At 64.7% G+C, this 22,886-nt stretch carries 22 protein-coding genes and 1 pseudogene; 8 read left to right on the forward strand and 15 right to left on the reverse strand.

Annotation, left to right across the window (positions count from 1 at the left end):
• Positions 1–86: 86 nt before the first annotated feature.
• Genes metG through ACVMDN_RS17085 form a run of 3 tightly spaced genes read left to right on the forward strand, consistent with a single transcriptional unit; the run spans position 87 to position 3,690 of the window.
• Positions 87–2,081: a methionine--tRNA ligase gene (gene metG / locus ACVMDN_RS17075; protein ID WP_141341996.1), complete on the forward strand. Its 1,995-nt coding sequence runs from the start codon at positions 87–89 to the stop codon at positions 2,079–2,081.
• A gap of 14 nt (positions 2,082–2,095) precedes the next feature.
• Complete coding sequence (locus ACVMDN_RS17080; RefSeq protein ID WP_141342014.1) at positions 2,096–2,887, forward strand: TatD family hydrolase; 792 nt, start codon at positions 2,096–2,098, stop codon at positions 2,885–2,887.
• A complete protein-coding gene (locus ACVMDN_RS17085; RefSeq protein ID WP_057018661.1) occupies positions 2,884–3,690 on the forward strand; it encodes an MBL fold metallo-hydrolase in 807 nt (268 codons plus the stop codon). The genes ACVMDN_RS17080 and ACVMDN_RS17085 overlap by 4 nt, the downstream gene beginning before the upstream one ends.
• Before the next feature lie 4 nt (positions 3,691–3,694).
• On the opposite strand, the gene ACVMDN_RS17090 is transcribed toward ACVMDN_RS17085, so the two are convergent.
• From ACVMDN_RS17090 to ACVMDN_RS17110, 5 genes and pseudogenes are all read right to left on the reverse strand, one after another.
• Positions 3,695–5,344 (reverse strand): acyl-CoA synthetase, encoded by a 1,650-nt coding sequence (locus ACVMDN_RS17090; protein WP_456814411.1) that lies wholly within the window; start codon positions 5,342–5,344, stop codon positions 3,695–3,697.
• A 25-nt stretch (positions 5,345–5,369) separates the two neighbouring features.
• On the reverse strand, positions 5,370–7,256 hold the full coding sequence (locus tag ACVMDN_RS17095) for a TRAP transporter large permease (RefSeq protein WP_253623877.1): 1,887 nt from the start codon (positions 7,254–7,256) through the stop codon (positions 5,370–5,372).
• A 27-nt stretch (positions 7,257–7,283) separates the two neighbouring features.
• Complete coding sequence (locus tag ACVMDN_RS17100; protein WP_018271684.1) at positions 7,284–8,303, reverse strand: TRAP transporter substrate-binding protein; 1,020 nt, start codon at positions 8,301–8,303, stop codon at positions 7,284–7,286.
• Positions 8,304–8,872: 569 nt separating this feature from the next.
• A pseudogene (locus ACVMDN_RS17105) lies at positions 8,873–9,482 on the reverse strand (cysteine hydrolase family protein).
• 101 nt (positions 9,483–9,583) lie between these two features.
• Positions 9,584–9,787: a CsbD family protein gene (locus ACVMDN_RS17110; RefSeq protein ID WP_028331989.1), complete on the reverse strand. Its 204-nt coding sequence runs from the start codon at positions 9,785–9,787 to the stop codon at positions 9,584–9,586.
• A 238-nt stretch (positions 9,788–10,025) separates the two neighbouring features.
• Between ACVMDN_RS17110 and ACVMDN_RS17115 the strand changes: the two genes are divergently transcribed.
• From ACVMDN_RS17115 to ACVMDN_RS17135, 5 genes are all read left to right on the forward strand, one after another.
• Entirely contained in the window at positions 10,026–10,514 is a 489-nt protein-coding gene (locus ACVMDN_RS17115) for a YciE/YciF ferroxidase family protein (RefSeq protein ID WP_028344048.1), read from the forward strand.
• A gap of 87 nt (positions 10,515–10,601) precedes the next feature.
• Positions 10,602–11,849, forward strand: a complete 1,248-nt coding sequence (locus ACVMDN_RS17120; protein ID WP_168856393.1) for a DUF763 domain-containing protein — start codon at positions 10,602–10,604, stop codon at positions 11,847–11,849.
• A 33-nt stretch (positions 11,850–11,882) separates the two neighbouring features.
• A complete protein-coding gene (locus ACVMDN_RS17125; protein ID WP_168856394.1) occupies positions 11,883–12,635 on the forward strand; it encodes a DUF72 domain-containing protein in 753 nt (250 codons plus the stop codon).
• Between the two features lie 64 nt (positions 12,636–12,699).
• Positions 12,700–12,876 carry a hypothetical protein gene (locus ACVMDN_RS17130; RefSeq protein WP_456835105.1) on the forward strand — a complete coding sequence of 59 codons (177 nt, stop codon included), beginning with the start codon at positions 12,700–12,702 and terminating at the stop codon, positions 12,874–12,876.
• 128 nt (positions 12,877–13,004) lie between these two features.
• Positions 13,005–13,436, forward strand: coding sequence for a CBS domain-containing protein (locus ACVMDN_RS17135; RefSeq protein ID WP_057018654.1), 432 nt, complete (start codon positions 13,005–13,007; stop codon positions 13,434–13,436).
• A 192-nt stretch (positions 13,437–13,628) separates the two neighbouring features.
• On the opposite strand, the gene ACVMDN_RS17140 is transcribed toward ACVMDN_RS17135, so the two are convergent.
• The 10 genes from ACVMDN_RS17140 to ACVMDN_RS17185 all read right to left on the reverse strand — a co-directional run bounded on the left by ACVMDN_RS17140 (position 13,629) and on the right by ACVMDN_RS17185 (position 22,773).
• Positions 13,629–13,958, reverse strand: coding sequence for a four-helix bundle copper-binding protein (locus ACVMDN_RS17140; protein WP_028331985.1), 330 nt, complete (start codon positions 13,956–13,958; stop codon positions 13,629–13,631).
• 9 nt (positions 13,959–13,967) lie between these two features.
• Positions 13,968–14,192 (reverse strand): hypothetical protein, encoded by a 225-nt coding sequence (locus ACVMDN_RS17145; protein WP_028331984.1) that lies wholly within the window; start codon positions 14,190–14,192, stop codon positions 13,968–13,970.
• A gap of 53 nt (positions 14,193–14,245) precedes the next feature.
• On the reverse strand, positions 14,246–15,331 hold the full coding sequence (locus ACVMDN_RS17150) for a YihY/virulence factor BrkB family protein (RefSeq protein ID WP_168856395.1): 1,086 nt from the start codon (positions 15,329–15,331) through the stop codon (positions 14,246–14,248).
• A 611-nt stretch (positions 15,332–15,942) separates the two neighbouring features.
• The gene (locus ACVMDN_RS17155; RefSeq protein WP_456835104.1) at positions 15,943–16,386 is read right to left on the reverse strand and encodes a hypothetical protein; all 444 of its coding nucleotides are present in this window, start codon (positions 16,384–16,386) and stop codon (positions 15,943–15,945) included.
• A gap of 5 nt (positions 16,387–16,391) precedes the next feature.
• Complete coding sequence (locus ACVMDN_RS17160; RefSeq protein ID WP_050385371.1) at positions 16,392–16,613, reverse strand: hypothetical protein; 222 nt, start codon at positions 16,611–16,613, stop codon at positions 16,392–16,394.
• Between the two features lie 33 nt (positions 16,614–16,646).
• Positions 16,647–17,495 (reverse strand): hypothetical protein, encoded by an 849-nt coding sequence (locus ACVMDN_RS17165; protein WP_168856398.1) that lies wholly within the window; start codon positions 17,493–17,495, stop codon positions 16,647–16,649.
• 245 nt (positions 17,496–17,740) lie between these two features.
• Positions 17,741–17,995: a hypothetical protein gene (locus ACVMDN_RS17170; protein ID WP_168856399.1), complete on the reverse strand. Its 255-nt coding sequence runs from the start codon at positions 17,993–17,995 to the stop codon at positions 17,741–17,743.
• Between the two features lie 356 nt (positions 17,996–18,351).
• Complete coding sequence (locus ACVMDN_RS17175; protein ID WP_028331978.1) at positions 18,352–18,552, reverse strand: hypothetical protein; 201 nt, start codon at positions 18,550–18,552, stop codon at positions 18,352–18,354.
• 303 nt (positions 18,553–18,855) lie between these two features.
• Entirely contained in the window at positions 18,856–19,602 is a 747-nt protein-coding gene (locus ACVMDN_RS17180) for a Crp/Fnr family transcriptional regulator (RefSeq protein ID WP_076828811.1), read from the reverse strand.
• Positions 19,603–22,773, reverse strand: a complete 3,171-nt coding sequence (locus tag ACVMDN_RS17185) for a CheR family methyltransferase (RefSeq protein WP_076828809.1) — start codon at positions 22,771–22,773, stop codon at positions 19,603–19,605.
• Positions 22,774–22,886: the final 113 nt, after the last annotated feature.

Consider the following 22,886-nt stretch of genomic DNA (forward strand, 5'->3'; position numbering starts at 1 on the left):
CACCGCGTCTTAAACGCATCTGCTGAAAACACATCCGTCTGACAACACTCCCGACAATCTCGTTTCGATCTGCAAAGGATTCCGTGGTGGCGACCGCTAAGAAGAAATCGTCGAAAAAAGCCAAGAAGACGAAGAAGGCATCGCCCGCTCGCGCGACCAGCAAAGCAACGGCGAAGGCGCGCGCAGCCAAGAAGGCCGGGCGCGTCGCCAAGAAAGCGAAGAAGGCCGCCAAGTCCAAATCCAAGACCGGAGCCAAGGGCGCCAGGAAATCGGCGGCAAAGAAGGTCGTCAAAAAGGCCGTCAAGAAGGCTGCGAAGCAGACGGCCAAGAGCACGGCCAAGAAGGCTGCTGCGAAGGCCACCAAGGCTGCGCCGAAGAAAGCAGCCGCAGCCGCAGCCGCACCGGCGGCAAAGAAGCCCGCTCTGCCGATGGCTCCCGTTACCGAGAAGGCGCAGAGACCGGCAAAGGTTCGCGCGCCGAAGCAGCCCAAACCCGCGGCGGTGGCTCCTGCGGCCGCTTCCGTTCCGGTGCCCGCCGCGGACCGCGGCAACGTCTTCTACATCACGACCGCGATCGCCTATCCGAACGGGCAGCCGCATATCGGCCACGCCTATGAGGCGATCGCGACCGACGCATTGGCGCGCTTCCAGCGGCTCGACGGCAAGGACGTATTCTTCCTGACCGGCACCGACGAGCACGGACAGAAGATGATCCAGACCGCGGCCGGCGAGGGCATGACGCCGTTCGATCTCGCGACCCGCAACGCCGCGCGGTTCAAAGAGATGGACGAGCGGCTCAACGTCTCGTTCGACCGCTTCATCCGCACCTCGGAGCCTGCTCACCACAAGTCGGTGCAAGAGATCTGGCGCCGCATGCAGGACAATGGCGACATCTATATCGACACCTATGCCGGCTGGTACTCGGTGCGCGACGAGGCCTATTACGCCGAGGAAGAGACCGTCGTCGGCGAGGACAATGTCCGCCGTGGCCCGCAGGGCACGCCGGTCGAATGGGTCGAGGAGAAGAGCTATTTCTTCAAGCTGTCGGCCTACCAGGACAAGCTGCTGCACCTTTATGAGAGTCAGCCCGATTTCATCGGCCCGGATTCGCGCCGCAACGAGGTGATGAGTTTCGTGCGCGGCGGGCTCAAGGACCTCTCGATCTCGCGCACCACGTTCGACTGGGGCGTCAAGGTCCCGGACGATCCCGAGCACGTGATGTATGTCTGGGTCGACGCGCTGACCAACTACATCACCGGCGTCGGCTATCCCGATGAGAACGACAAGCATTGGCGCTACTGGCCGGCCGACGTGCACATCATCGGCAAGGACATCATCCGCTTCCACGCCGTGTACTGGCCGGCCTTCCTGATGTCGGCAGGCATTCCCGTGCAGAAGCGGGTCTATGCACACGGCTTCCTGTTCAACAGGGGCGAGAAGATGTCGAAGTCGGTCGGCAACGTGGTCGACCCCTTCAATCTCGCCGAGCAGTACGGCGTCGACCAGATGCGCTACTTCTTTCTGCGCGAAGTGCCGTTCGGCCAGGACGGCAACTACAACCACGAGGCCATCGTCGCGCGTATCAACGCCGACCTCGCCAATGATTTCGGCAATCTGGCGCAGCGCTCGCTGTCGATGATCGCCAAACAACTCGGCGGCGTGCTGCCGGAGCCCGGCGAATTCAGCGACAACGACAAGGCGATTCTGGCGCAGGCCGACGCCATGCTGGAGACGTCGCGGACCGCGATGGCGACGCAGCAGATCCATCAATGGCTCAACACGGTCTGGGCCGTGGTCGCCGAGGCCAACCGCTATTTTGCCGGCGAGGCGCCGTGGGCGCTGGCGAAGACTGATCCCGCGCGCCAGAAGACGGTGCTGTATGTCACCGCCGAAGTCGTGCGCCAGATCGCGATCATGGCGCAGGCCGTGATGCCGGAGTCCTGCGGCAAGATGCTCGACAGCCTCGGTATCGCTGCTGACGCGCGCAGCTTTGCCGCGGTCGCCGAACGGATCAAGCCGGGTACGGTTTTGCCGGCGCCTGTCGGCGTCTTCCCGCGCTATGTGGAACCGAAGACCGAGTGAGCGGTTCGAAATTCATGCTGGTCGACAGTCATTGCCATCTCGATTTCCCTGATTTCGCCGACGATCTCGACGGGATCGTCGGGCGCGCCGAGGCGGCCGGCATTGGCCGCATGGTCACGATCTCGACCCGGGTGAAACGGCTCGGCGGTCTGCTCGCGATCACGGAGCGCTTTCCCGACGTCTACTGCTCGGTCGGCACCCATCCGCATCATGCCGATGAAGAGGACGGCATCCCGGCCAGCGAACTGATCGAGCTGACGAAGCATCCGAAGGTCGTGGCGCTCGGCGAGGCGGGGCTCGACTATTTCTACGAGCACGGGTCGCGCGAGGCGCAGGAGCGCGGCTTTCGCGCGCACATCGCCGCGGCGCGCGAGACCGGCCTGCCGCTCGTCATCCATACCAGGGAGGCCGATGAGGATTGCGGCCGCATCCTGGAGGACGAGGTCGCGAAGGGCCCGTTCAAGGCGGTTCTGCATTGCTACACCGGCGGGCGCGAACTCGCGATGAAGGCGATCGCGCTTGGGCTGTCGATCTCGTTCACGGGCATCCTGACCTTCAAGAAGTCCGACGCGCTGCGGGCCCTGGCAGCCGAGCTGCCGGCCGACCGCATCATGGTCGAGACCGACGCGCCATATCTTGCGCCCGGCAAATTCCGCGGCAAGCGCAACGAGCCTTCCTATGTCGTCGAGGTCGCCAGGGTGCTCGCGGAAACCCGCGGCGTCTCCCTGGAGGAGATCTCGCGGCAGACCACCGAAAACTTTTTCCGGCTGTTCTCCAAGGTGCCGGCGCCGAAGGTTGCTGCATGACGCTGACACTGACCATTCTGGGCTGCGGCTCGTCCGCCGGCGTGCCGCGCCCGGCACTCGGCTGGGGCGCCTGCGACCCCAGCAATCCCAAGAACCGCCGCCGCCGCTGCTCGATCATGGCCGAGCGCACCATGGAGCACGGCACCACGCGGGTCGTGATCGACACTTCGCCCGATCTGCGCGAGCAGCTGATCGACAGCAATGTCGAGCACATCGACGCGGTGTTCCTGACGCATGAGCATGCCGACCAGACCCACGGCATCGACGATTTGCGCTCGGTCGTGCTGCATCAGCGCCGCCGCATCCCGGTCTACTTCAACCAGTCGACCGCCAAGGACATGATGGCGCGGTTCTCCTATTGCTTCATCTCGCCGGAAGGCAGCGACTATCCGCCGATCCTGACGCGGCATTCGATCGAGGCCGGCGAGAGCCATACGGTCCAGGGGAAGGGCGGTCCGCTGAAGCTCGCGGCCTTCCTGGTGCATCATGGCAAGATCCCGGCGCTCGGCTACCGCATCGGCGGCGCCGCCTACACGCCCGATCTGCACGACATCCCCCAGGAAAGCTGGCCGGCGCTCGAAGGTCTCGATCTCTGGATCGTCGACGGCTTGCGCTATGCGCAGCATCCCAGCCATTTCAGCGTTGCGGACGCGCTGTCGTGGATCGAGCGCTTCAAGCCGAAGCGCGCGGTCATCACCAACATGCATTCCGACCTCGACTACGAGGTGCTGCGGCAGAGTTTGCCGGCCGACGTCATCCCGGCCCATGACGGCATGCGGCTGACGCTCGACCGGGCAGGCTGAAGACTCAGGCCGAGATCGCCTTGGCCGATCCGACCTGGTTGCGCAGCAGGAATTTCTGGATCTTGCCGGTCGAGGTCTTCGGGATCACGCCGAACACCACGGATTTCGGCGTCTTGAAACCCGACATGTGCTCGCGGCAATAGGCGATGATCTCGGCCTCGGTCGCCTTGGCGCCGTCCTTCAGCTCGATGAAGGCGCAGGGCACTTCACCCCATTTCGGGTCGGGCTTGGCCACGACTGCCGCAAACAGCACGGCCGGGTGCTTGTAGAGGATGTCCTCGACCTCGACGGAGGAGACGTTCTCGCCGCCGGAGATGATGATGTCCTTGGAGCGGTCCTTGATGATGACGTAGCCGTGCTCGTCGAGCACGCCGAGATCGCCGGTGTGAAACCAGCCGCCGGCAAAGGCTTCCTGCGTCGCCGTCGCGTTCTTCAGGTAGCCTTTCATCACGATGTTGCCGCGGAACATGACCTCGCCGATGGTCTCGCCGTCGCGCGGCACCTCGCGCATGGTCTCGGGATCGAGCACCGTGACGCCTTCCTGCAGCGGATAGGACACGCCCTGGCGCCGCTTCAGCTGCGCGCGCGCATCAGCCGACAGCTCGTCCCAGCCCGGCTGCTCGGCGCACACGGAGGCGGGGCCATAGACCTCGGTCAGCCCGTAGACGTGGGTCAGCTTGATGCCGATGCGCTCGCCACCCTCGAGCACGGCAACCGGCGGCGCCGCGCCGGCGATCAGGCCGACAACGGGCTTTGCCTTACCGGCCTTCGGCGCATCGGGCGCGTTGATCAGCGTGTTGTACACGATCGGCGCGCCGCACATGTGGGTGACGCCGTGCCTCGGGATCAGTTCGAAGATCTTGGCCGGGTCGACCTTGCGCAGGCAGACATTGACGCCGGCGGCTGCCGCGATCGTCCAGGGGAAGCACCAGCCGTTGCAATGAAACATCGGCAGCGTCCAGAGATAGACCGGATGCTGGCCGAGATTGCCGGCGAGGATGTTGCTGACCGCGTTGAGATAGGCGCCGCGGTGATGCGTCACGACGCCCTTGGGATTGCCCGTCGTGCCCGACGTATAGCTCAGCGCGATCGCGTCCCATTCGTCGGCCGGCGGCCGTTCCACGAAGCCGGGATCGCCCGCCGCGACGGCTGCCTCATACTCGATCTCGCCGATCCGCTTGCCGCCGAGAAAGGCCGCGTCATCGACGTCGATCACGAACGGCTTAGCGCCCTTCATCAGGGTCAGGGCCTCCGCGATCACGCCGGAGAATTCGGGATCGACCAGAATGATCTTTGCGCCGCCATGCTCGAGCTGGAACGCGATCGATGCCGCGTCGAGGCGGATGTTGAGCGCGTTGAGCACCGCGCCGGTCATCGGCACCGCGAAGTGCAATTCGTTCATCGCCGGGATGTTCGGCAGCATCGCCGCGACCGTGTCGCCATGGCCGATGCCACGGCCCGCGAGATAGGACGCAAAGCGCCTGCAGCGCTCGTAGGTCTCTTTCCAGGTGAAGCTGCGGCCCTCATAGACCGCGCTGAGATGGTCGGGATAGACGGCGGCCGACCGCGCCAGGAAGCTCAGCGGCGAGAGCGGCACGTAGTTGGCCGGCGTCTTGTCCAACCCGATCGAGTACTGGTTCTGAGCTGCACTCATGGCTCTATCCCATCCGCAAGGTGCTTTACAGGAAACCGATCGATATCCAGGGGAAGATGGCGACGATGATCAGGCCGATCAACAGCGCCAGCATGTAACCCCAGATCGGCCGGATACCCTCGGCCGGATCGACGCGCCCGATGGCGCAGGCGGCATAATAGCCGACCCCGAACGGCGGCGCGAACAGCCCGATGCCCATCGCCAGGATGATGATCATGGCGTAGTGCACCTCGTGGACGCCGACCTGGTGCGCAATCGGAAACAGCAGCGGCCCGAACAGCACGATCGCCGGGATGCCCTCGAGCACGCTGCCGAGGATCACGAAGGCCAGGATCGAGACCGCAATGAAGGTCGCTGAACCGCCCGGCAGCCCGGTCATCGCCGCCGCCAGCGCCCGCGAGAAGCCGGACTGGGTCAGGCCCCAGGCCATGCCGGTCGCGGTACCGATGATGAACAGGATCGCCCCCGACAGGCATGCCGTGTCGATCAGCATCGGCAACAGACGTCGCCAGTTGAACTGGCGGTAGATCAAGAGGCCGATGACGAAGGCGTAGACGATGCCGATGGTCGACACTTCGGTGGCGGTGGCGATGCCTTCGACCACGGCGTAGCGGATCACGAAGGGCAGGGCCAATGCGGGCAGGGCGAACACGAACGCCTTGCCGATCTCGCTGCCGGTGGCGCGCTGGACGTGGCTGCGGTCTTCGCCGCGGTAGCGCCACCACACCAGCCCCGACAGCGTGATCGCCAGCACCACGCCGGGCAGCAGGCCGCCGGTGAACAGCGCCGAGATCGAGACGCCGGTCACCGAGCCGATCGTGATCAGCACGAGGCTCGGCGGAATGGTTTCGGTCTGCGCGCCGGTGGCGGCGAGCAGGGCGACCAGATCACCCGGCTTGGCGCCGCGCTGCTTCATTTCCGGGAACAGCACGGGCGCGACCGCGGCCATGTCGGCCGCCTTCGATCCGGAGATGCCGGAGACCAGATACATGGCGCCGACCAGCACGTAATGCAGGCCGCCGCGGACATGGCCGAGCAGGCTCGCCAGGAACGCCACCATGGCCCGCGCCATGCCGGTCATCTCGATCAGGAGACCGAGGAAGACGAACAGCGGCACCGACAGCAGGATCAAATGGCTCATGCCCTCATCCATCCGGCCGACCAGCACCATCAGCGGCGTTCGGGTCGTCAGCGCCAGATAGCCGAAGATCGCCATGCCGAAGGCAAAGCCGATCGGCACGCCGGCGAACACGCAGAAGCCGACCACGCCGACGAAGAAGATGATCAGGTTGAGATTGCCGAGCGGCCGCAGCATCGGCTGTGCCAGCCAGAACAGCCCGATCAGCGCAGCTACGGTCAGCGCGGCCAGCAGGAAGGTCCTGAAATCGCCGACCCGCGCCAGCCGCAGCAGCGCGAACAGCGCCATCAGGCAGGTGCCGACCGGCAGCGCCGCCGCGCGCCAGGTGTTGGATATCTGCAGCGCCGGCGTGGTGATGAAGCTTTCCTCGTAGGCATATTCATAGGCCGGCCGCACGATCAGGATCAGGAACGCCAGCGCGGCGCAGGTCGCGATCACATCGAGATAGGCCCAGAGCCGCGGTCCCGCGCTTGCGACCAGCGCCGTCATCCGCATGTGCTCGCCGCGGCGGAACGCAACCGCCGATCCCAGCATCGCGAGCCACAGGAACAGGATCGACGCCAGTTCGTCGGACCAGATCAGCGGCGCATGGAGCACGTAGCGCGACACCACGCCGGCGAACAGGATCACGACCTCGGCGACGACAAGGATCGCCGCCGGGATTTCCACCAGCATTCCGAGCGCCGCGTCGATGGAACCGAGAACGGAGCGGCGGCGAGGGGGCTGCGACGCCGCCTCGCCGGCCACGGCCGGCGTCATCTCGACATGAGCCATGGCAAACCTCCCGCTTGATTTGATCGATCAGGACAGTTTGCCGACGGACTTCTCGAGCAGATCCCAGGCCTTCTCGCCGTACTTGCCCTTCCACTCGGCGTAGAAGCCGGCGGCGCGGAGCTTGTCGCGGAACGGCCCGACCTCGGGCTGGTTGAACACGAGCCCCTTGCCCGTGAGCTCCTGCTTCACGGTGGCGTTCAGCTTCTCGGTGTCCTCACGCTCCTTGACGGCCGCCGCGTTGACGTTCTTGGCGACGATGGTCTTGATATCGTCCGGCAGCGCCGCCCAGGCCCGGCGGTTCATCAGGAACCAGAAGCCGTCCCACATGTGGTTGGTCATCGAGCAGTATTTCTGCACCTCGTAGAGCTTCGCCGCCGAGATCAACGCCAGCGGGTTTTCCTGGCCTTCGACGATCTTGGTCTGCAGCGCCGAATAGACCTCGCTGAAATTGATCGAGGCGGGCGATGCATCGAACGCCTTGAACATCGAGGTCCATAGCGGCGACACCGGCACGCGGATCTTGAAGCCCTTGAGGTCGTCGGGACCGGTGATCGGCTTGGTCGACGACGTGGTTTGCCGGAAGCCGTTGTCCCAGATCTTCTCCATGACCTCGAGGCCGGCCTTGTTGATCTCGCCGCGCACATAGGCGCCGAGCTCGCCGTCCATGGCCTTCCAGACCGTGGGATAGTCCGGGAATGCGAAGCCGATGCCGTTGATCGAGGCGGCCGGCACCAGGGTTGCCAGGATCAGGCCGGACAGCGTGAAGAACTCGACGCCGCCGGAGCGCACCTGGCTCAGCATGTCGGTATCGGAACCGAGCTGGCTGTTCGGGAACACCTGCAGGTCGAAACGGCCGTTGGTCTCGGTCTTGATCGCCGCGGCCATCTCCCGGGCGCGCGCCACGAACGGATGCGACTCCGGCAGGTTGTTGGCGAACTTGTAAGAGAACTCGGCCGACTGGGCGCGCGCGACATAGGGCGCGCCGATCCCGCCGAGGACGGCGGAAGCGGCGGAAACCTTCAGCAGCGTGCGTCGTGAAAAACTCATTGGTTGCTCCCTCAAGAGGCTTGTTGTTGTTCTGAGATGCCATCCTATACGGACCTGATGCCGCGGGGTCACCAGCGATCTCTGCACAGCTGGGGCTTATTGCAGCGTCCGTACGCGGCGGCAATATCGGCTTTCAGACGAGATGCGCGCGCGTGCATCGCTGCGGCACCAGCACCGGCTAGGCGACAGTTCGGGACACACCGCCACGCGCGCCAACTTGCGGACCAGTGCGAAGATTTCCCACTAAATATCTGATCTAATTGTAGATATAAATGTTCCATAATATACCTTATGCGAATTATGGATATGGGCGTGGCTACGATCACCGGCAGCTATCCCATAGCTCCGCTCACCTTCGCCGTGACGCCGAGAATCAGGAACCTTGGCTCCGTCTGACAGATCGACGGCCCAGTCCTACCTTCCAGCGGTTGAGCGATGAGCCGTATCAGCCAGGCACGCCTGCCTCGCAGCTACGCATCGCCAGCGTCAGCTCAGCCCCAGGAAGCAGGTATTGCCACCCCTGCTCCGATTGCCCTGATACCGGTACCTCGTTTCGGCCCGCTGTCGCTTCAGTCGTCGAGGGTCCACATCCGGAGGATATCGGCCGTGGATGCCACCTCGATCTGGATGCTGAAGCGTTCGGCATAGAGCTGCAGCAGCGCGTCATGGCTTTGATCGGAAGAGCTGCACAAGGCGTCCTCGGCCATGATCACCCGGTAGCCGATATCGATCGCGGCCAGCACGGTGGCGAGCACGCACACGTCGGTCTCGCCGCCCGACACGATCACCGTATCGATCCCATGCGCATCCAGATGAGCTTGCAGGCGTCCGTTGCCGAACGCGTTGTAGATCGGCCGGTCGACGATGGCGGCCGGCGGCACACAGGCGGCGAGCGCCGGCACGAGCTCGATCAACTCCGGATCGAGCCGCTCGCGGGTCACGCATTCCCATTTCTCATAATAAGCCCGCCAAATCCCTCGCGCGTCGTGCTTCGAGCGCGGCGGAATGAAGCGGGTGAACACGGTACGTTCAGGCGCATGCCGTGCCAGCTCGATGATGCGCGGCAGCACGCGGTCCATCCAGGGCGTCGCCCAGGGCGCTCCGGGCTCGAACAGCCGCTGCATATCGATGCAAAGGTGCGGCCGCGCGCGGACCTGGCGGGCTCAGAAGCTGTCCCATCGCTCACTCCTGCGCGCGCCGACCGGATGCCGTCACACGCAAGCTCAGCCGCCCAGGCCGCGAAAGGCCCCGCCGAAGCGGGGCCCGGAACGCGGTCCCGTTCACCATTTCTGGCGGCCGTACCAGTCGTTCACTTCCTTGGCGGCTTGATCCTTGGCATAGCCGTAGCGCTGCTGCAGACGGCCCTCGAGCTGGTCCTGCTTGCCGTCGATCACATCGAGATCGTCATCGGTGAGCTTGCCCCACTGCTCCTTGACCTTGCCCTTGACCTGCTTCCAGTTGCCTTCGACACGATTCCAATCCATTGCGGTTCTCCCTTGAACGATGAGACCGACCAACGGGCCGGCCGAGGCTTCGTTCCGAAGGCACGTTGCGGCAAGACTTCGCAATCCAGACTTCGCAATCCGACCAAGCTCCATCGTGACCCGCTCGAATGTGCGACGGCCGACGAGGCGCTTTGCCACGCATCGATCAAGGATAGGAACTTGCTTTCCGCACTCGTGTTGGCACTCCGGACTATTCACCCAACACACGGAGCGACCAATGCCGGACAAGGATCTCAGCGCCCTCTTCCTCGATACCCTCAAGGACATTTATTACGCGGAAAAGCAGATACTGAAGGCGTTGCCGCGGATGGCCAAGGCCGCCGAGTCCGACGATCTGCGTGCGGCGTTCGAGAAGCATCATGACGAGACCGAAGGACAGATCGAGCGGCTCGAGCAGATCTTCGACCTGATGGGCAAGCCGGCGCGCGGCAAGAAGTGCGACGCCATCGAGGGGATCATCGACGAGGGTAAGGAGATCATGGAGGAGTATGCCGACACGCCGGCGCTCGACGCGGGCCTGCTCTCGGCAGCCCAGGCGGTCGAACATTACGAGATCGCCCGCTACGGCACCTTGAAGGCTTGGGCCAACCGGCTCAGCATGAAGGATGCGGTCAAGCTCATCGACCAGACCCTGGCCGAGGAAAAGAAGACGGATGAAGCGCTCACCAAGCTTGCCGTCAGCGGCATCAACGCCGAAGCCGCCTGACCAGACGCGCGATGAAGCGACGTCCGCTTTGTACACATGCTCGCATTTGCTGGTAGATTGGACGCCGATTCAGCATCTGGGAGCCCGATGGCCCGACGCACCGGCAGCGCCGATCTTCCGCTCCATGGCGGCCGCGTGCCGCCATGGCTGGCGGCGCGCATGGCGACGCTGGGTGGCATCATCACGCAGGCCGTCGTCCACCATTACGGCCGCGATGCCTTTTTGCAGCGACTGTCGCATCCGTTCTGGTTCCAGTCGTTCGGCGCCGTGATGGGCATGGACTGGCACTCGTCCGGCATCACCACCAGCGTCATCGGTGCGCTGAAGCGAGGTCTGGCGCCGCTGCAGGGCGAGCTCGGAATCCACGTCTGCGGCGGGCGCGGCAAGCACTCGCGCCGCACGCCCGATGAACTGTCCGCCCTCGGCGACCGCGTCGGATTCGACGGTGCCGCCCTAACCCGCGCGAGCCGGCTGGTGGCCAAGGTCGACAGCGCCGCGGTGCAGGACGGATTCGAGCTCTACCTGCATGGTTTCTTCGTCACCGACGACGGCAAATGGACCGTCGTCCAGCAAGGCATGAACGGCGACAAGCGGCAGGCCCGCCGCTATCACTGGCACTCCGAAGGCCTGCGTAGCTTCGTCGACGAGCCGCACAGCGCGATCGACGGCCCGACGCAGGGCGAGATCGTCAATCTCACCGATCACCGCGCCGAAGGCTCGCGCCAGGCGCAGCTCGATCTGCTCGCTGCGCTGGGGCCGGACGGCATCACGCGCGAATATGCCGAGCTGACGGAGAGCGCGACCGCGCAACCGGATCTCCTCCACCTGATCATGCCCGCGCATCACGACGTGCGCTCGAGCGACGTGTTCGTCCGCCGCCTGCACGGCACCCTGGCCGCGGCTGCCGATCGCGGGCCGCTGGATTTTCCCGAGCTGCTGCTGACGCCCGGCGTCGGCGCCCGCACGGTGCAGTCGCTCGCGATGGTCGCCGAGGTCGTTCACGGGACGCCCTATCGCTTCCGCGACCCGGCGCGCTTCTCGCTCGCCCATGGCGGCAAGGACCGTCATCCCTTCCCGGTGCCGATCAAGGTCTATGACGAGACCATCCGCGTGCTGAAGTCGGCCGTGCAGCAGGCAAAGCTCGGCCGCGATGAGGAGATGCAGGCGCTGAAGCGGCTCGACGATCAGGCCCGCAGATTGGAACGAACCGCCACCGGCCCCTCCTTTGAGGCGTTTGTCGCGAACGAGCGGGCCCGTTCTCCTTCGCTCGACGGCCGCTCGGTGTTCGGTTGGGAAGCCGACCTTGCCGAGCGCGACGGGATCACCAAGCCTTAAAGCGAAGGCTTGATCCACCGCTTGGACCATCGCATGGCGCGCGTATTGATTGGCACCTCCGGCTGGCACTATTCGTCCTGGCGCGGTCCGTTCTTTCCCAAGGGCTTGCCGCTCAAGCGGCAACTCGACTACTACGCGACGCAGTTTCCGACGACTGAGCTGAACGGCGTCTTCTACCGCACGCCGACCGAACAGGCGGTGACAGGCTGGCGCGATGCGACCGATGCGGATTTCGTCTTCGCCTGGAAGGCGTCGAAATTCATCACGCACTGGAAGCGCCTCTCCGCGAACTCGGTCAACAGTCTCCAATTGCTGGAAGAGCGTCTGTCGTTGCTGCGCAACAAGGCCGGCCCGGTCCTGTTTCAGCTGCCGCCGAACTTCACGATCGATGCCGATCGGCTAGCCTCGTTCCTGAAGCTGTTGAAGCGGCGGCGGCGCTATGCGTTCGAATTCCGCCACCCCAGCTGGTACGCGCCGCATACCCTGAAACTGCTGGCGGATCGCAATATCGCGCTCTGCATTTCCGATCACCACGACGCGCCGGCGCCGTGGAAACGGACCGCGGATTTCGTCTACGTCCGCGGCCACGGCCCGGGCGGCCGATATCGCGGGCACTACAAGCCGGCCGAGCTTTCCGACTGGGCCAAACGCATCCGCGGCTGGAAGCGGCAGGGATGCGACATCTATGTCTATTTCGACAACGACCAGAAGAGCGCAGCGCCGGCGGATGCCAAACGGCTTTGCGCGCTACTCGGCGCCACCGTTCCTCGGCGGCGTTCGCAATAGGAACGAACGGTTCCAGCCTGCATTGGCTGCCAAAGAGACGAGCCGACGCGATGCCATCCGATCGTTGAAAGCCATTGCGCTGAACTACACGCTGAAGCGGGGCAAGGATCCCTCCCCGACCCACTACAAGGACCTCAAAAAGCCCTACGACAAGACTGTGCAGACCACCACCATGCTTGCGGCCAACGCGGCACATCCTGCACGCCAGCTGAAGTCGGCGACCTATCCCGGCGTAGCCTAGGCACGGAGCGGGACATGCCGCTTCATCCGACCTGGACCAACATTGCCATCCGCCTCGCCTTGTTAGGAACGCCGTTCCGGGCGGCATCGTTAGGCCGTTGACGCAACCAGCCAAATGGAGAGGCTATCATGAAGGTTTGCGACGCGATGACACCTGACGTCCAGCTGTGCACCCCCGACGATACGCTCCGCGATGCCGCAGAAGCGATGGCAGCGCTTGGCGTCGGCCTGCTGCCGGTTACCGATAGCGAGCGCCTGGTCGGCATGATCACGGACCGCGACATCGCGCTTCGCGGCATCGGAATGGGTCGCGGCCCCGACTCGCGGGTCGGCGACGTCATGACGGCCGAGGTGAAGTATTGTTTCGAGGATCAGGAGCTCGACGACATCGCGCAGAACATGGGTGCGATCCAGGTTCGGCGCCTGCCGGTGCTGAGCCGGGACAAGCGCCTGGTCGGAATCATCGCACTCGGGGATATCGCCCTGATCCAGGCCAGCGATGGTACGGGCATGGCGCTCAGCCAGATCTCACGCCCGACCACCCAACACGCGCAACTCTAGACTTACACGGCTCCGCTTCGCGGCCCTGGCTCGCAAAGGCCCGGCTCGCGAAGCGGAGCGTCAGGTGCGCCAATGGCCGACTATGTACCGTGGATCGTGATTGCCGCCGGGGTCATCGCCCTGATCGTCACGGCGCTGCTCTGGCGCGCCCATTACGTCAGCTCCGATTGACCGAACGGGGAGCTCGCGCCGTCAGGCCGCCATCTTGCGGCAGGATTCCGCGCACGCACGGCACATCGCCACGCATTCGTCCATGCCGCCGACGCGCTCGCAATCCTCGGCGCATTCACCACAGATCTCCGCGCATTCCCGGCAGGTGTGCTTGTGGTGCGGGGTGTTGATCAGCATGAAATGGGCCGCCGTCCGGCACATTTCCGCACAAGCCATCATCAATCGGAAATGCGCCGGCTCGACATGCTTGCCGCCGGTGACGAGACAATGGTTCATGGCCGTGCCGAGGCAGGTCCTATAGCAGGACAGGCAGGTCTCGACGCATCGGTTCATTTCCTCAGAGAATGCCATGTCGATACCTCACGCCTGCGCCAGCAGCTGGCGCAGGTAGCAAAGTCCATCAAGGGTCAGCTTCGACTCGCGGACTTCGCCCTGCGCGATCTCGGCTTCGAGGAAGGTCTCGAGTTCGGGAAGCGCGCGGTCGAACCTGTCCGCGATGCCCATCAGCTCGCAGGTTTGCTTGATCCGCTCGATCGGTTTTTCCAGCACGTTGATCTCAACCATTTTGGCATAAGCGCGGGTCATGCCGTTGGTTCCTATGCTCATTGCCGGGTGCGCTGCTGCGGGGTCTGCGCCGGCTAAGACGCCCTGCCGACCGTGTCAGCCATGGTTGCGCCACGCGCTCCGAGCGGCTTGCGGCGGCCCTCGGTCGAATCGAGCATGGTCTGATGCTCGATCTCTGAATTCAGCTCTGCCCCGCACAGCACGATGATGGCGGACATCCACATCCACGTCATCAGACCGATGGCCGCCCCCAGCGAGCCATAGGTCGCGTTGTAATCGCCGAAGTTCGCCAGATACCAGGAGAGCAGCACCGAACCGGCCAGCCACAGCACGGCCGCCGCGACGGCGCCGACGCTGAGCCACTGCCAGCGCGGCCTGGTTCGGCTCGGACCATAGCGGTACAGCACCGCGAGCGCGGTGAGGAGCAGGAGCACCAGGATCGGCCACCGTCCGAACCGGATGACGAGCTCGGCGGTCGTGCCCAGTCCGACCTGCTGTAGCAGAAGCGGGACGACGACCACCGCTCCGACCATCAGCATGATGGAAATCAGCCCGGCGATCGTGAACGAGAGGGACATCAGATTCAGTTTGACGAAGCTGCGCTTTTCCTTCTCGTCATAGACGACGTTGAGCGCATCGAAGATCGCCTTCATGCCGGCATTGGCGCTCCAGATCGCGATCAGCAGGCCGGCGGCAAAGGTCAGGCCGAGCGTCGAGGTCCCCTTCGCGAGCACGCGCGCGATCTGGTCCTGGACGATCGCAAACGAGCCTTCCGGCAGCATCAGCGCCAGGCTCTGCAGGTTCGATGAGATCGTGGACGGATCGGCGAACAGGCCGTAGCTCGAGACCAGCGCGGTGATCGCCGGGAAGATCGCGAGCAGGCCATAGAACACGACGCCGGCCGCGGTTGCCAGCAGACGGTCCTCGTCGATCTGCTGATAGGTGCGCAGCAGAATGTCCTTCCAGCCGGCAGTCGGAATCTCGAGCGGCGTGTCGGCGAGCCGTCCACGATCTTGCGTTTCGGCCAGCGCGGGTTCGACGCCCTGCTCCCGAGCGGACGGCCGCTCAGATCGGGACAGCTGGCGAGCGATCGCCAACGTCGCCAGAGCCGTTGCACCGGCGAGCATCAGGTCGTTCGGCCAATTGCGCAGCGTACCCATCGCTAGTCCTGGATCGCATCGCGCTGACGCCGGGCGCGCGATGCAGCAAACCAGCCGACAAGCATGATTGCAGCTCCGGCGGCCAGTGCGCGGGTGGTGGGATCTACGCTCGCCCCCTGCTCCCGTCCGCGTGGTGGCGATCAGCCGCGCGGCGACGGGCACTGCGATCGCGCGCTTGAGCATGTCGGCCTGTCGGCCCGGGCGCGGCACGGCCGGCGCAGGACGCGCGAGCAGCACGCGGCCCATGACGAGCCCCAGGATCCCGAGGAGGACAAAGGCGCCGCCGATCGCGGCATATGCGATCCAGATGCCGTAATGCATTTCAAGGGCGTGGAAAGCCGCGCCAACCCCGATCCCGGTCGCGATCAGAAGCGAGACCGCACCCGCCAGCATGAAGCTGCACGCAAATGCGTAGCCGGTCACGAGGCGCGTCATCCATTGTCGCAAGTCCGCAAGGTAGGAGCGGAAGATCAGGCTCAGCGAAGACGACGTGTTGACGCGCATGACGAGGTCCATTGCAAGTCGGCATCCGACAACCCGGCGGGAAGATCGACGTTCCTCCCCGGCAACGCGCAACAGTTTGCGCCATGCGGGACAGCGCGAACCGAGCGCTAACTGACCGGAGGGAGATTTGCGCGTGGCGGCATGGAGCTCGGGAATGGCTTCGCGACCATGAGCGTCCCGCGCTCGTCGGTTTCGAGCGCGATCTTCTGGGCAAGCATCACGTCGCCCGCCGCCAGCGCGCCGACGGGCCGGAAGCACCAGCCCAGCACCACACGATCGCCGCCGTCCATCTCATAGACGTTGGTCGAGGTGCCGTAGCAAATCCGGTATCGCTTGCCGGAGTCCGAGCCGATGACGTCGAAGCGCTTATACTTTTCGAACTGCGCCCGCTGCTCGGGTGACAGCCACGCGGACAGCAGCGCAAGTCCGCGCGCCTCAATTCGCTCATAGGCCTGCCAGCGATCCCAGATCGCGGCCAGCGTCGCACCCAGCGTGCCGGCGGCGCGCCGGAGCACGGACCGCAGGGACATCTCGCGCAGACGGGCGAGCATTGGCGTCAGCCGCCGACCAGCCTCGGATAGAACAGGGTTTCCTCGGCGGTCGGATCGAGCGCGCGGACCAACTTCGCCTCTCCGGTCGCTTGCCGGATTGCGGCGGTGTAGCCGTCCGACGTGAGCTGGGTGAAGCGAGCATTCGCCCAGGCCAGCTGCTCACTGTTGTCGGGGTCGAACTGCTGTCTCGTGTCGCCGGAGTGGTCCATCACCAAGATCGTTGCCATCATCGTCTCCCTTGAAGGACATTCACAACTGCATCAGACAATCGGCACGGCCGTCGTCGGCCTGCCGCCCATCCACTCCGGCAGCGCGGCGCCGTCGCGGTGACGGCCACCCGCGCCGGCCGCGGCCCACGCGGCGACCGCACCGAACAGCAACGCCGCCGCAACCGAGAAAGCCAAGATCACTGCGCTGCGTCGCGACCGCTGGATGGCGGTCCTGGCATCGCCCATCACGCTGTCGACGCGTTTCTCCGCCTCCGCAGCAGGCAGACCGGTCGCGGCCGCCACCTGCTGGATCAGATAGCTGCGATCGTCGGAGCTGACGCCACTGCGGCTGGAGCTCGTCAGCAGGATGCGACCGGCCTCTGCCCGCTCATAGCCGATATCGAGATTGGCCGGACGCCGCACTGACCGGTACAGGCGGTCGAGCTCGGCGCTCAGCAGCGGCTCCGCGGCCGTCGCAGATGGCCGGTTCTGAACCACCGGACGCGCGGTTGACAGGCCAACCAGCGCGACGATCGTAGCACCGAGGATGACGGCGAGCGCCCAGGCGGTCAGGCCGTGAAGCCCGTCGCGGCTGTCGATCTCGTCGGATGGCGTCGCGCCGATCACGCGCTGGGCCCGGCCGGCGATGTAGCCGCCGACGCCGAAGCTCACCAATGCCTGCAGGATCAGATACAGCCCCGACAGCAACGCGAGCGCGGCTGATGCGTCGCGCCATGACGGCGAGCTTGAACTGACACCCAACCCGACCGCCGCGCCGAAGCCGATCAGGATCACCGACAGCGCCGCCGCAGCCAGCGCGCCGGCGATGACCGGACTCCATTGCAGCCGAAGCCCGGTCCTGTTGGCGGCGGACACGGCAAGCCCTCGCTCGTTATCCATGACGCGCCTACCGCAGCCCGAAGAACGACAATATCGCCAAAATGACCACGATCAGTCCGACCAGATAAATCAACTGGTTCATGAAAACCTCCTCCGTCCTTCCCGTCCTGACAATCTGGTGGAGAAGCCAAGGTTCCTACGCGGACGAACCGGCGCGATGCGGCAGGCCAATAAAAAGGGCCCCGCCGAAGCGAGGCCCTCATTGGTCGTCGCGATCTGCTGATCGCGACGTGCGACCAACACCGTTAGTCGTCGTCCCAGTCATGACCACGGATCACGAAGCCGCGGTCGCGGTAGTAGTCGCGATGATGGTTGTACCAGCCGTGGTGCCAGCCCCGGTCATGCCGGTATACGTCGACGCGCGGACCACCATAATATCGATCGCTGTAGTAGCCGTGGTCCCCGCCGACATAGATGCCCACACCCTGCGCGCTCGCAACGGTCGGTGCCGCTATCGAGAGTGCCGCAACCGCTGCAAGAGCGTAAGTAAGCTTCGTCATGGCATCCTCCTTTCTAGTACGCCGTGATAACGACTGGCGTCCGCGCATGTTGCAGGAACAGGATCGGAACTTTCCTGAACGTTCCTTCACCATCATGGCGGCTGGACGTGACCGGAGGACGAGATCGAGGAGCCCACGACGCTCTACTCGATCGCTGTGGCTCCACTCCCTGTTCGACACAAGTGACCCCAGCTCAGGGATGGAGAGCTGGGGTCGTAGCGGGGTTCTCCTGGTTGCGCTGACGGCCGGTCGGCGCGTCAGCTCGCGAGAGCATGCGCGTCGAAGTCAGTTCCGGCACTAACGTCTGCAAATGTGCGACGCACAATCGTGCCGCTGCGATTGCCCGATCAGACCGCCTAGCGCCACATGCTCGGGGCGGTGCGCAACGCGGCCTGGCCTGCGATGCGCAGCTCATCGATTGACGAGCGTCCCTCGCGAATGGCCTGCAGCAATCCAGAGGCGACGTTGGTCCGCTTCGTCGTATCCGAGCGCGGCACGCCTCCGCAGACCTCGTCGAGCACCGCGCGAAGCACTGCGGCCGTCTCTCCATCGAGCATGATTGCCTCCCTGCCCTCGTGGATCGAACTGCATCGTAGCGCGACACCGCGCGAGAGGAGTTCAAGTATGTTAACAGCCGTATCCAAATCTTGCGCGGCCGACCGTCGCGCTGTCTTCGTCGCGACAAATCACTGTCATGTTCAGATCGTCAGTGCGCTCTGCAAAATGACGCGCCTCCGCGTCAGTCCCGCTGCGACATTTCAAGGATCGCATCAGCGAACGCCTGCGGCGCCTCGCGCGCCCGCCGCACCGGCATCCGTCGCGATTTCAGGGGGAGCAGCATAGAGCCGCCTTGCCGCGTCTCAGCCGCGCCGCTTGGTGTGCAGATAGTCGGCCGAAAACAACGCCGTGTCCTTGAGCAGCTTCAGGTCGTTGATCGTCAGCATGCGGTCGCGCAGCACGATCAGGCCGGAGCCGCGCAGCTCCTGCAGCGTCCTGTTGACGTGGACCACCGACAGGCCGGTGGCATCGGCGAGATCCATCTGCGTGACCGGGAACAGGCAGGAATCGCCGTCGATCATTCCAACCGGCAGCAGGCGCTCATGGAGTTCGCACAACAGATGCGCGACCCGCTCCAGCGCCACGCGCCGTCCGATATTGACCGTCCATTCCCGCTGGATCGCGCTGTTCACCATGGTTTCGCACCACAGCGCCTCCTCCAGCGAACGGTCGCTCGCCAGCAGTTGCTCGAACGCCGGCCGCTTGATGTCGGCATAGGTGACCGGGGTCAGCGCGCCGATCGAATGATCCATCACCGACAGCAGATAAACGCAGGCGTCGCAGCTGTCGCCCGGCAGGATGAAATTGACGATCTGGCGGCGGCCGTCCGGCAGCGTCTTGTAGCGGCAGAGCCAGCCCGACAGGATGATCCTGACGCTCTCGACCGGATCGCCCTCGGTGGCGAGGTCTTCGCCCGGGCGGGCCCGATGCAGCCCTTCCTGGATCGCCTGTTGCAGCAACGCGATCCCGCGTTCGGACAATTGCCGCAGGGCATTGAGCCGCCGGATCACCGGCTGCGCCAGATTTCCCTCGAGGATCGGGGGATGCATCTAGCTCCCCATGCTCGGCGTATGGATGGCTTGCGGGTTCATCGGTATGGCGATCGTGCAGTGCAGTCCCGACGGATTGAACTCGAGCGTGCTCTTGCCCTTGAACTCGAACGCCAGCGTCCGCTCCAGGAGATCGGATCCAAATCCCCTGCGGCGCGGCGGCGCCACCGCGGGCCCGTTGCGCTCGCGCCAGTCGAACAGCAGTTGCCGCGGATCGGCCGCATCATCGATGCGCCATGAGACGTCGATGCGCCCGGCCGTATCGCTCAGCGCGCCATACTTCAAGGCATTGGTTGCGAGCTCGTGGAGTGCCAGCGCGAAGGTCTCCGCGGCCTTGGGCTGGAGCCGGATCCTGGGACCTGCGACCTTCAGTTGCTCGCCTTCCTTCGCGTTGTACGCAAGCAATTCCTCGACCACGAGATATTCGAGGTCGACGCCGCCTTCCGGATCGCGGGTCACCAGCGACTGGGTCCGCGCGAAGGCGTTGAGCCGGCCGTCGAGATGCGATGCGTAGTCCTCGACGTTCGCGCTGGTCTCGGCCGAGCGGCGCGCGATCGAGCGGACCACGCCGAGCGTGTTGCGCACGCGATGCTGCAGCTCGGCAAGTAGCAGCCGCTGCCGCTCCTCGGCCCGCGTGATCGCGGTGACGTCGATGAAGGTGATCACGACGCCGGCGATGAAATTGTCGATGCTGCGGTACGGCAGGATGCGCACGATATAGCGCGTGCCGCTGTCGGGCGCGGTCAGCTCGCGCTCGGCGCTGGCCAGCGTCCGCAGCACGCGCCGCACATCGTCGTAGAGCTCCTCGATCGGGATGCGCGCCTTGATATGCGCGATCGGGCGGCCGACATCGGTCTCGACCAGATGCAGCAAATGCGTGATCGCCGGCGTGAAGTTCATCACCTTCAGATCGTTGTCCAGGAACACGGTCGCGATCTGCGTGCTCTCGAGGAAATTCTTCAGGTCGCTGGTGGCGCGGGTCAATTCCTGCACGCGATGCGCCAGCTCGCCGTTGACGGTCGTCAGCTCCTCGTTGACCGACTGCAATTCCTCGCGCGAGGTCTCCAGTTCCTCGTTGGCGGATTGCAGCTCCTCATTGAGCGATTGATACTCCTCGTTGGAGGATTTCAGTTCCTCATTGGTGCTTTCGAGCTCCTCGATCGTGGCCTGCAACCGCTCGCGGGTGGCGCGCAGCTCGCTTTCCAGCCGCTCGACATGCTCGGTCCTGACCAGAACGTTGGGATTGGTTTCGGCGCGATCCACAGGGCGGATCGGCCCATCCTTGAACAGCACGACGAAATTGCGGTGACCCGCAGGGCCGTCGAGAATTGGTTCGGCCGTGATGTCGACCAGCACGCGATGCCCGTTGACGCCGAGTTGCACCTGCTCGGCATGCGCGGCCTCGTTGGTTTCCGCGGCACGGCTGAGCGCCGTGCGCAGCTCAAGTCTGAGGTCGCGGTGCACGAGTTGCAGCAGGTCGAGGGTCGCCGTGCCTGCGGTCGGCTCGATATAGCGGCCGGTGCGGCCGGAGAAATGCAGGATGTGAAAGTGGTCGTCGGTGATCACATAGGCCGGCGCATAGCGCTCGGCGATGCGCTGGGCGCGGCGCTCGAGGCCGACATCGGGGCCGATGGAGCGGACCGGTGGTATGTCGATCGCGGCTCGCCCGGCCGCCGTCGTGATCGGGAATTCCGGCGGCAGTCGCGTCCCGGTCTCGAGCTTCTTGAAGATGCGTGCGCGCCGGTCGACCGGCGCGAACAGCTTCGGATGCCGGGTGACGTTCTCGGAATTGCCGAGAAACAGGTACCGGTCCGGCAGCAGCGCAAAATGGAACAGCGGGATGACGCGGTTCTGCAGCTCGGCATTGAGATAGATCAGCAGGTTGCGGCACGAGATCAAATCGAGCTTGGAGAACGGCGCGTCCTTGATGACGTTGTGCTGCGAGAAAATGCACATCTCGCGCAGCTCCTTGACGACGCAGTAGGTGTCGCCTTCGCGTACGAACCAGCGCGCCAGCCGTTCCGGCGTCATATCGTTCTCGATGCTGGTGCGATAGCGCCCGACGCGCGCGGCGGCGAGCGCGCGCCCGTCGATGTCAGTCGCGAAGATCTGCACCTGCGGCACCGAGTCGAGACCGGCCATATGCTCGCGCAGCAGAATGCCGATCGAATAGGCCTCTTCGCCGGTCGCGCAGCCAAGCACCCAGACACGCACCTGCTGGCCGACGCCCTTCCCTTCGAATATCTTCGGAATGATCTGGGTTTCCAGGACATCGAACTCCTTCTTGTCGCGGAAGAATTCCGTGACGCCGATCAGGAGGTCGTTGAACAGATGTTGCGCCTCGTCCTTGTCGTTTCTCAGGAAATCGACATAGGCAGAGATATCGTCGATCTGCACCACCTGCATGCGGCGCTGGACGCGGCGCAGGAAGGTGTTCTGCTTGTAGCCGTGGAAATCGTTGCCGGTCTTGTTGCGAAGGATATCCGCAATGCGCGCAAGCGAGGTTGCCGCCGCGGCCAGCACCTCGTCGAACCCCTGCTTCTCCTCGAGCCGGCGCAGGTGGCGGGCATAGACGTCGATATGCTCGGGAATGGCCTCGGGCGGCAGCACAAAATCCGCGATCGCGACGGCCGAATTGCCTTCGGCGTGCGGATCGGGTTCGCCATCCCCGATGCGCTCGGCGATCGCCAGGCCGCCATGATCCTTCAGGGTCGCGACCCCGAGCGTGCCGTCGCCACCGGTGCCGGCCAGCACCACGCCGATCGATTCCTCGGCGCGCTCCTCCGCCAGCGACACCAGGAAACTGTCGATGGTGGCCCGCTCGGCGCGCGCCTGCTCGGCGCGCCGGACCGCGAAACGGTCGCCATGAACGGTGGTGATCATGTCGGACGGACACAGATGGATCGTGCCACCCTCGACGAGCTGTCCGTCGCTGATCTCGGACAGCCGGGCGCCTTCCGATCGCTGCAACGCTTCGCGCAACCGGGTGTCCTCGATGGCATCCCGGTACTGCAACACGAGCACGACGGCCTGGTCCGGATTGAGCCTTAGCTTCGAGAAGAACCGCTCGATGCTGTCGAGGGTGCCGGCGGACGCGCCCACACCTATGATCAGCGGCGCCTTGGACTGGCGCTCTTCGTCTCCGCTCTGGGATTGGCCAACATCATCCATGATTGCAGCGGCTCTCATTCTCCTGCTGGCGTCTCGCCCGCGTCTTTTGATAGCAGAGTTTAGTCCTATCCCAACGGGATAGGTAGGAATTCTCCAACCTCCCGGGAACCTCG

It is taken from the genome of Bradyrhizobium sp. USDA 4510, from assembly GCF_054059095.1.

Coding starts and splice junctions, on each gene's coding strand:
- ACVMDN_RS17100 (WP_018271684.1), bottom strand. CDS start 8,303: ATGAGTTTTTCACGACGCACGCTGCTGAAGGTTTCCGCCGCTTCCGCC.
- ACVMDN_RS17115 (WP_028344048.1), top strand. CDS start 10,026: ATGCCGGACAAGGATCTCAGCGCCCTCTTCCTCGATACCCTCAAGGAC.
- ACVMDN_RS17165 (WP_168856398.1), bottom strand. CDS start 17,495: ATGGATAACGAGCGAGGGCTTGCCGTGTCCGCCGCCAACAGGACCGGG.
- ACVMDN_RS17095 (WP_253623877.1), bottom strand. CDS start 7,256: ATGGCTCATGTCGAGATGACGCCGGCCGTGGCCGGCGAGGCGGCGTCG.
- ACVMDN_RS17170 (WP_168856399.1), bottom strand. CDS start 17,995: ATGACGAAGCTTACTTACGCTCTTGCAGCGGTTGCGGCACTCTCGATA.
- ACVMDN_RS17145 (WP_028331984.1), bottom strand. CDS start 14,192: ATGACCCGCGCTTATGCCAAAATGGTTGAGATCAACGTGCTGGAAAAA.
- ACVMDN_RS17135 (WP_057018654.1), top strand. CDS start 13,005: ATGAAGGTTTGCGACGCGATGACACCTGACGTCCAGCTGTGCACCCCC.
- ACVMDN_RS17125 (WP_168856394.1), top strand. CDS start 11,883: ATGGCGCGCGTATTGATTGGCACCTCCGGCTGGCACTATTCGTCCTGG.
- ACVMDN_RS17120 (WP_168856393.1), top strand. CDS start 10,602: ATGGCCCGACGCACCGGCAGCGCCGATCTTCCGCTCCATGGCGGCCGC.
- ACVMDN_RS17080 (WP_141342014.1), top strand. CDS start 2,096: ATGCTGGTCGACAGTCATTGCCATCTCGATTTCCCTGATTTCGCCGAC.
- ACVMDN_RS17155 (WP_456835104.1), bottom strand. CDS start 16,386: ATGCTCGCCCGTCTGCGCGAGATGTCCCTGCGGTCCGTGCTCCGGCGC.
- ACVMDN_RS17110 (WP_028331989.1), bottom strand. CDS start 9,787: ATGGATTGGAATCGTGTCGAAGGCAACTGGAAGCAGGTCAAGGGCAAG.
- ACVMDN_RS17160 (WP_050385371.1), bottom strand. CDS start 16,613: ATGGCAACGATCTTGGTGATGGACCACTCCGGCGACACGAGACAGCAG.
- ACVMDN_RS17090 (WP_456814411.1), bottom strand. CDS start 5,344: ATGAGTGCAGCTCAGAACCAGTACTCGATCGGGTTGGACAAGACGCCG.
- ACVMDN_RS17085 (WP_057018661.1), top strand. CDS start 2,884: ATGACGCTGACACTGACCATTCTGGGCTGCGGCTCGTCCGCCGGCGTG.
- ACVMDN_RS17150 (WP_168856395.1), bottom strand. CDS start 15,331: ATGGGTACGCTGCGCAATTGGCCGAACGACCTGATGCTCGCCGGTGCA.
- ACVMDN_RS17185 (WP_076828809.1), bottom strand. CDS start 22,773: ATGGATGATGTTGGCCAATCCCAGAGCGGAGACGAAGAGCGCCAGTCC.
- ACVMDN_RS17180 (WP_076828811.1), bottom strand. CDS start 19,602: ATGCATCCCCCGATCCTCGAGGGAAATCTGGCGCAGCCGGTGATCCGG.
- ACVMDN_RS17140 (WP_028331985.1), bottom strand. CDS start 13,958: ATGGCATTCTCTGAGGAAATGAACCGATGCGTCGAGACCTGCCTGTCC.
- ACVMDN_RS17175 (WP_028331978.1), bottom strand. CDS start 18,552: ATGCTCGATGGAGAGACGGCCGCAGTGCTTCGCGCGGTGCTCGACGAG.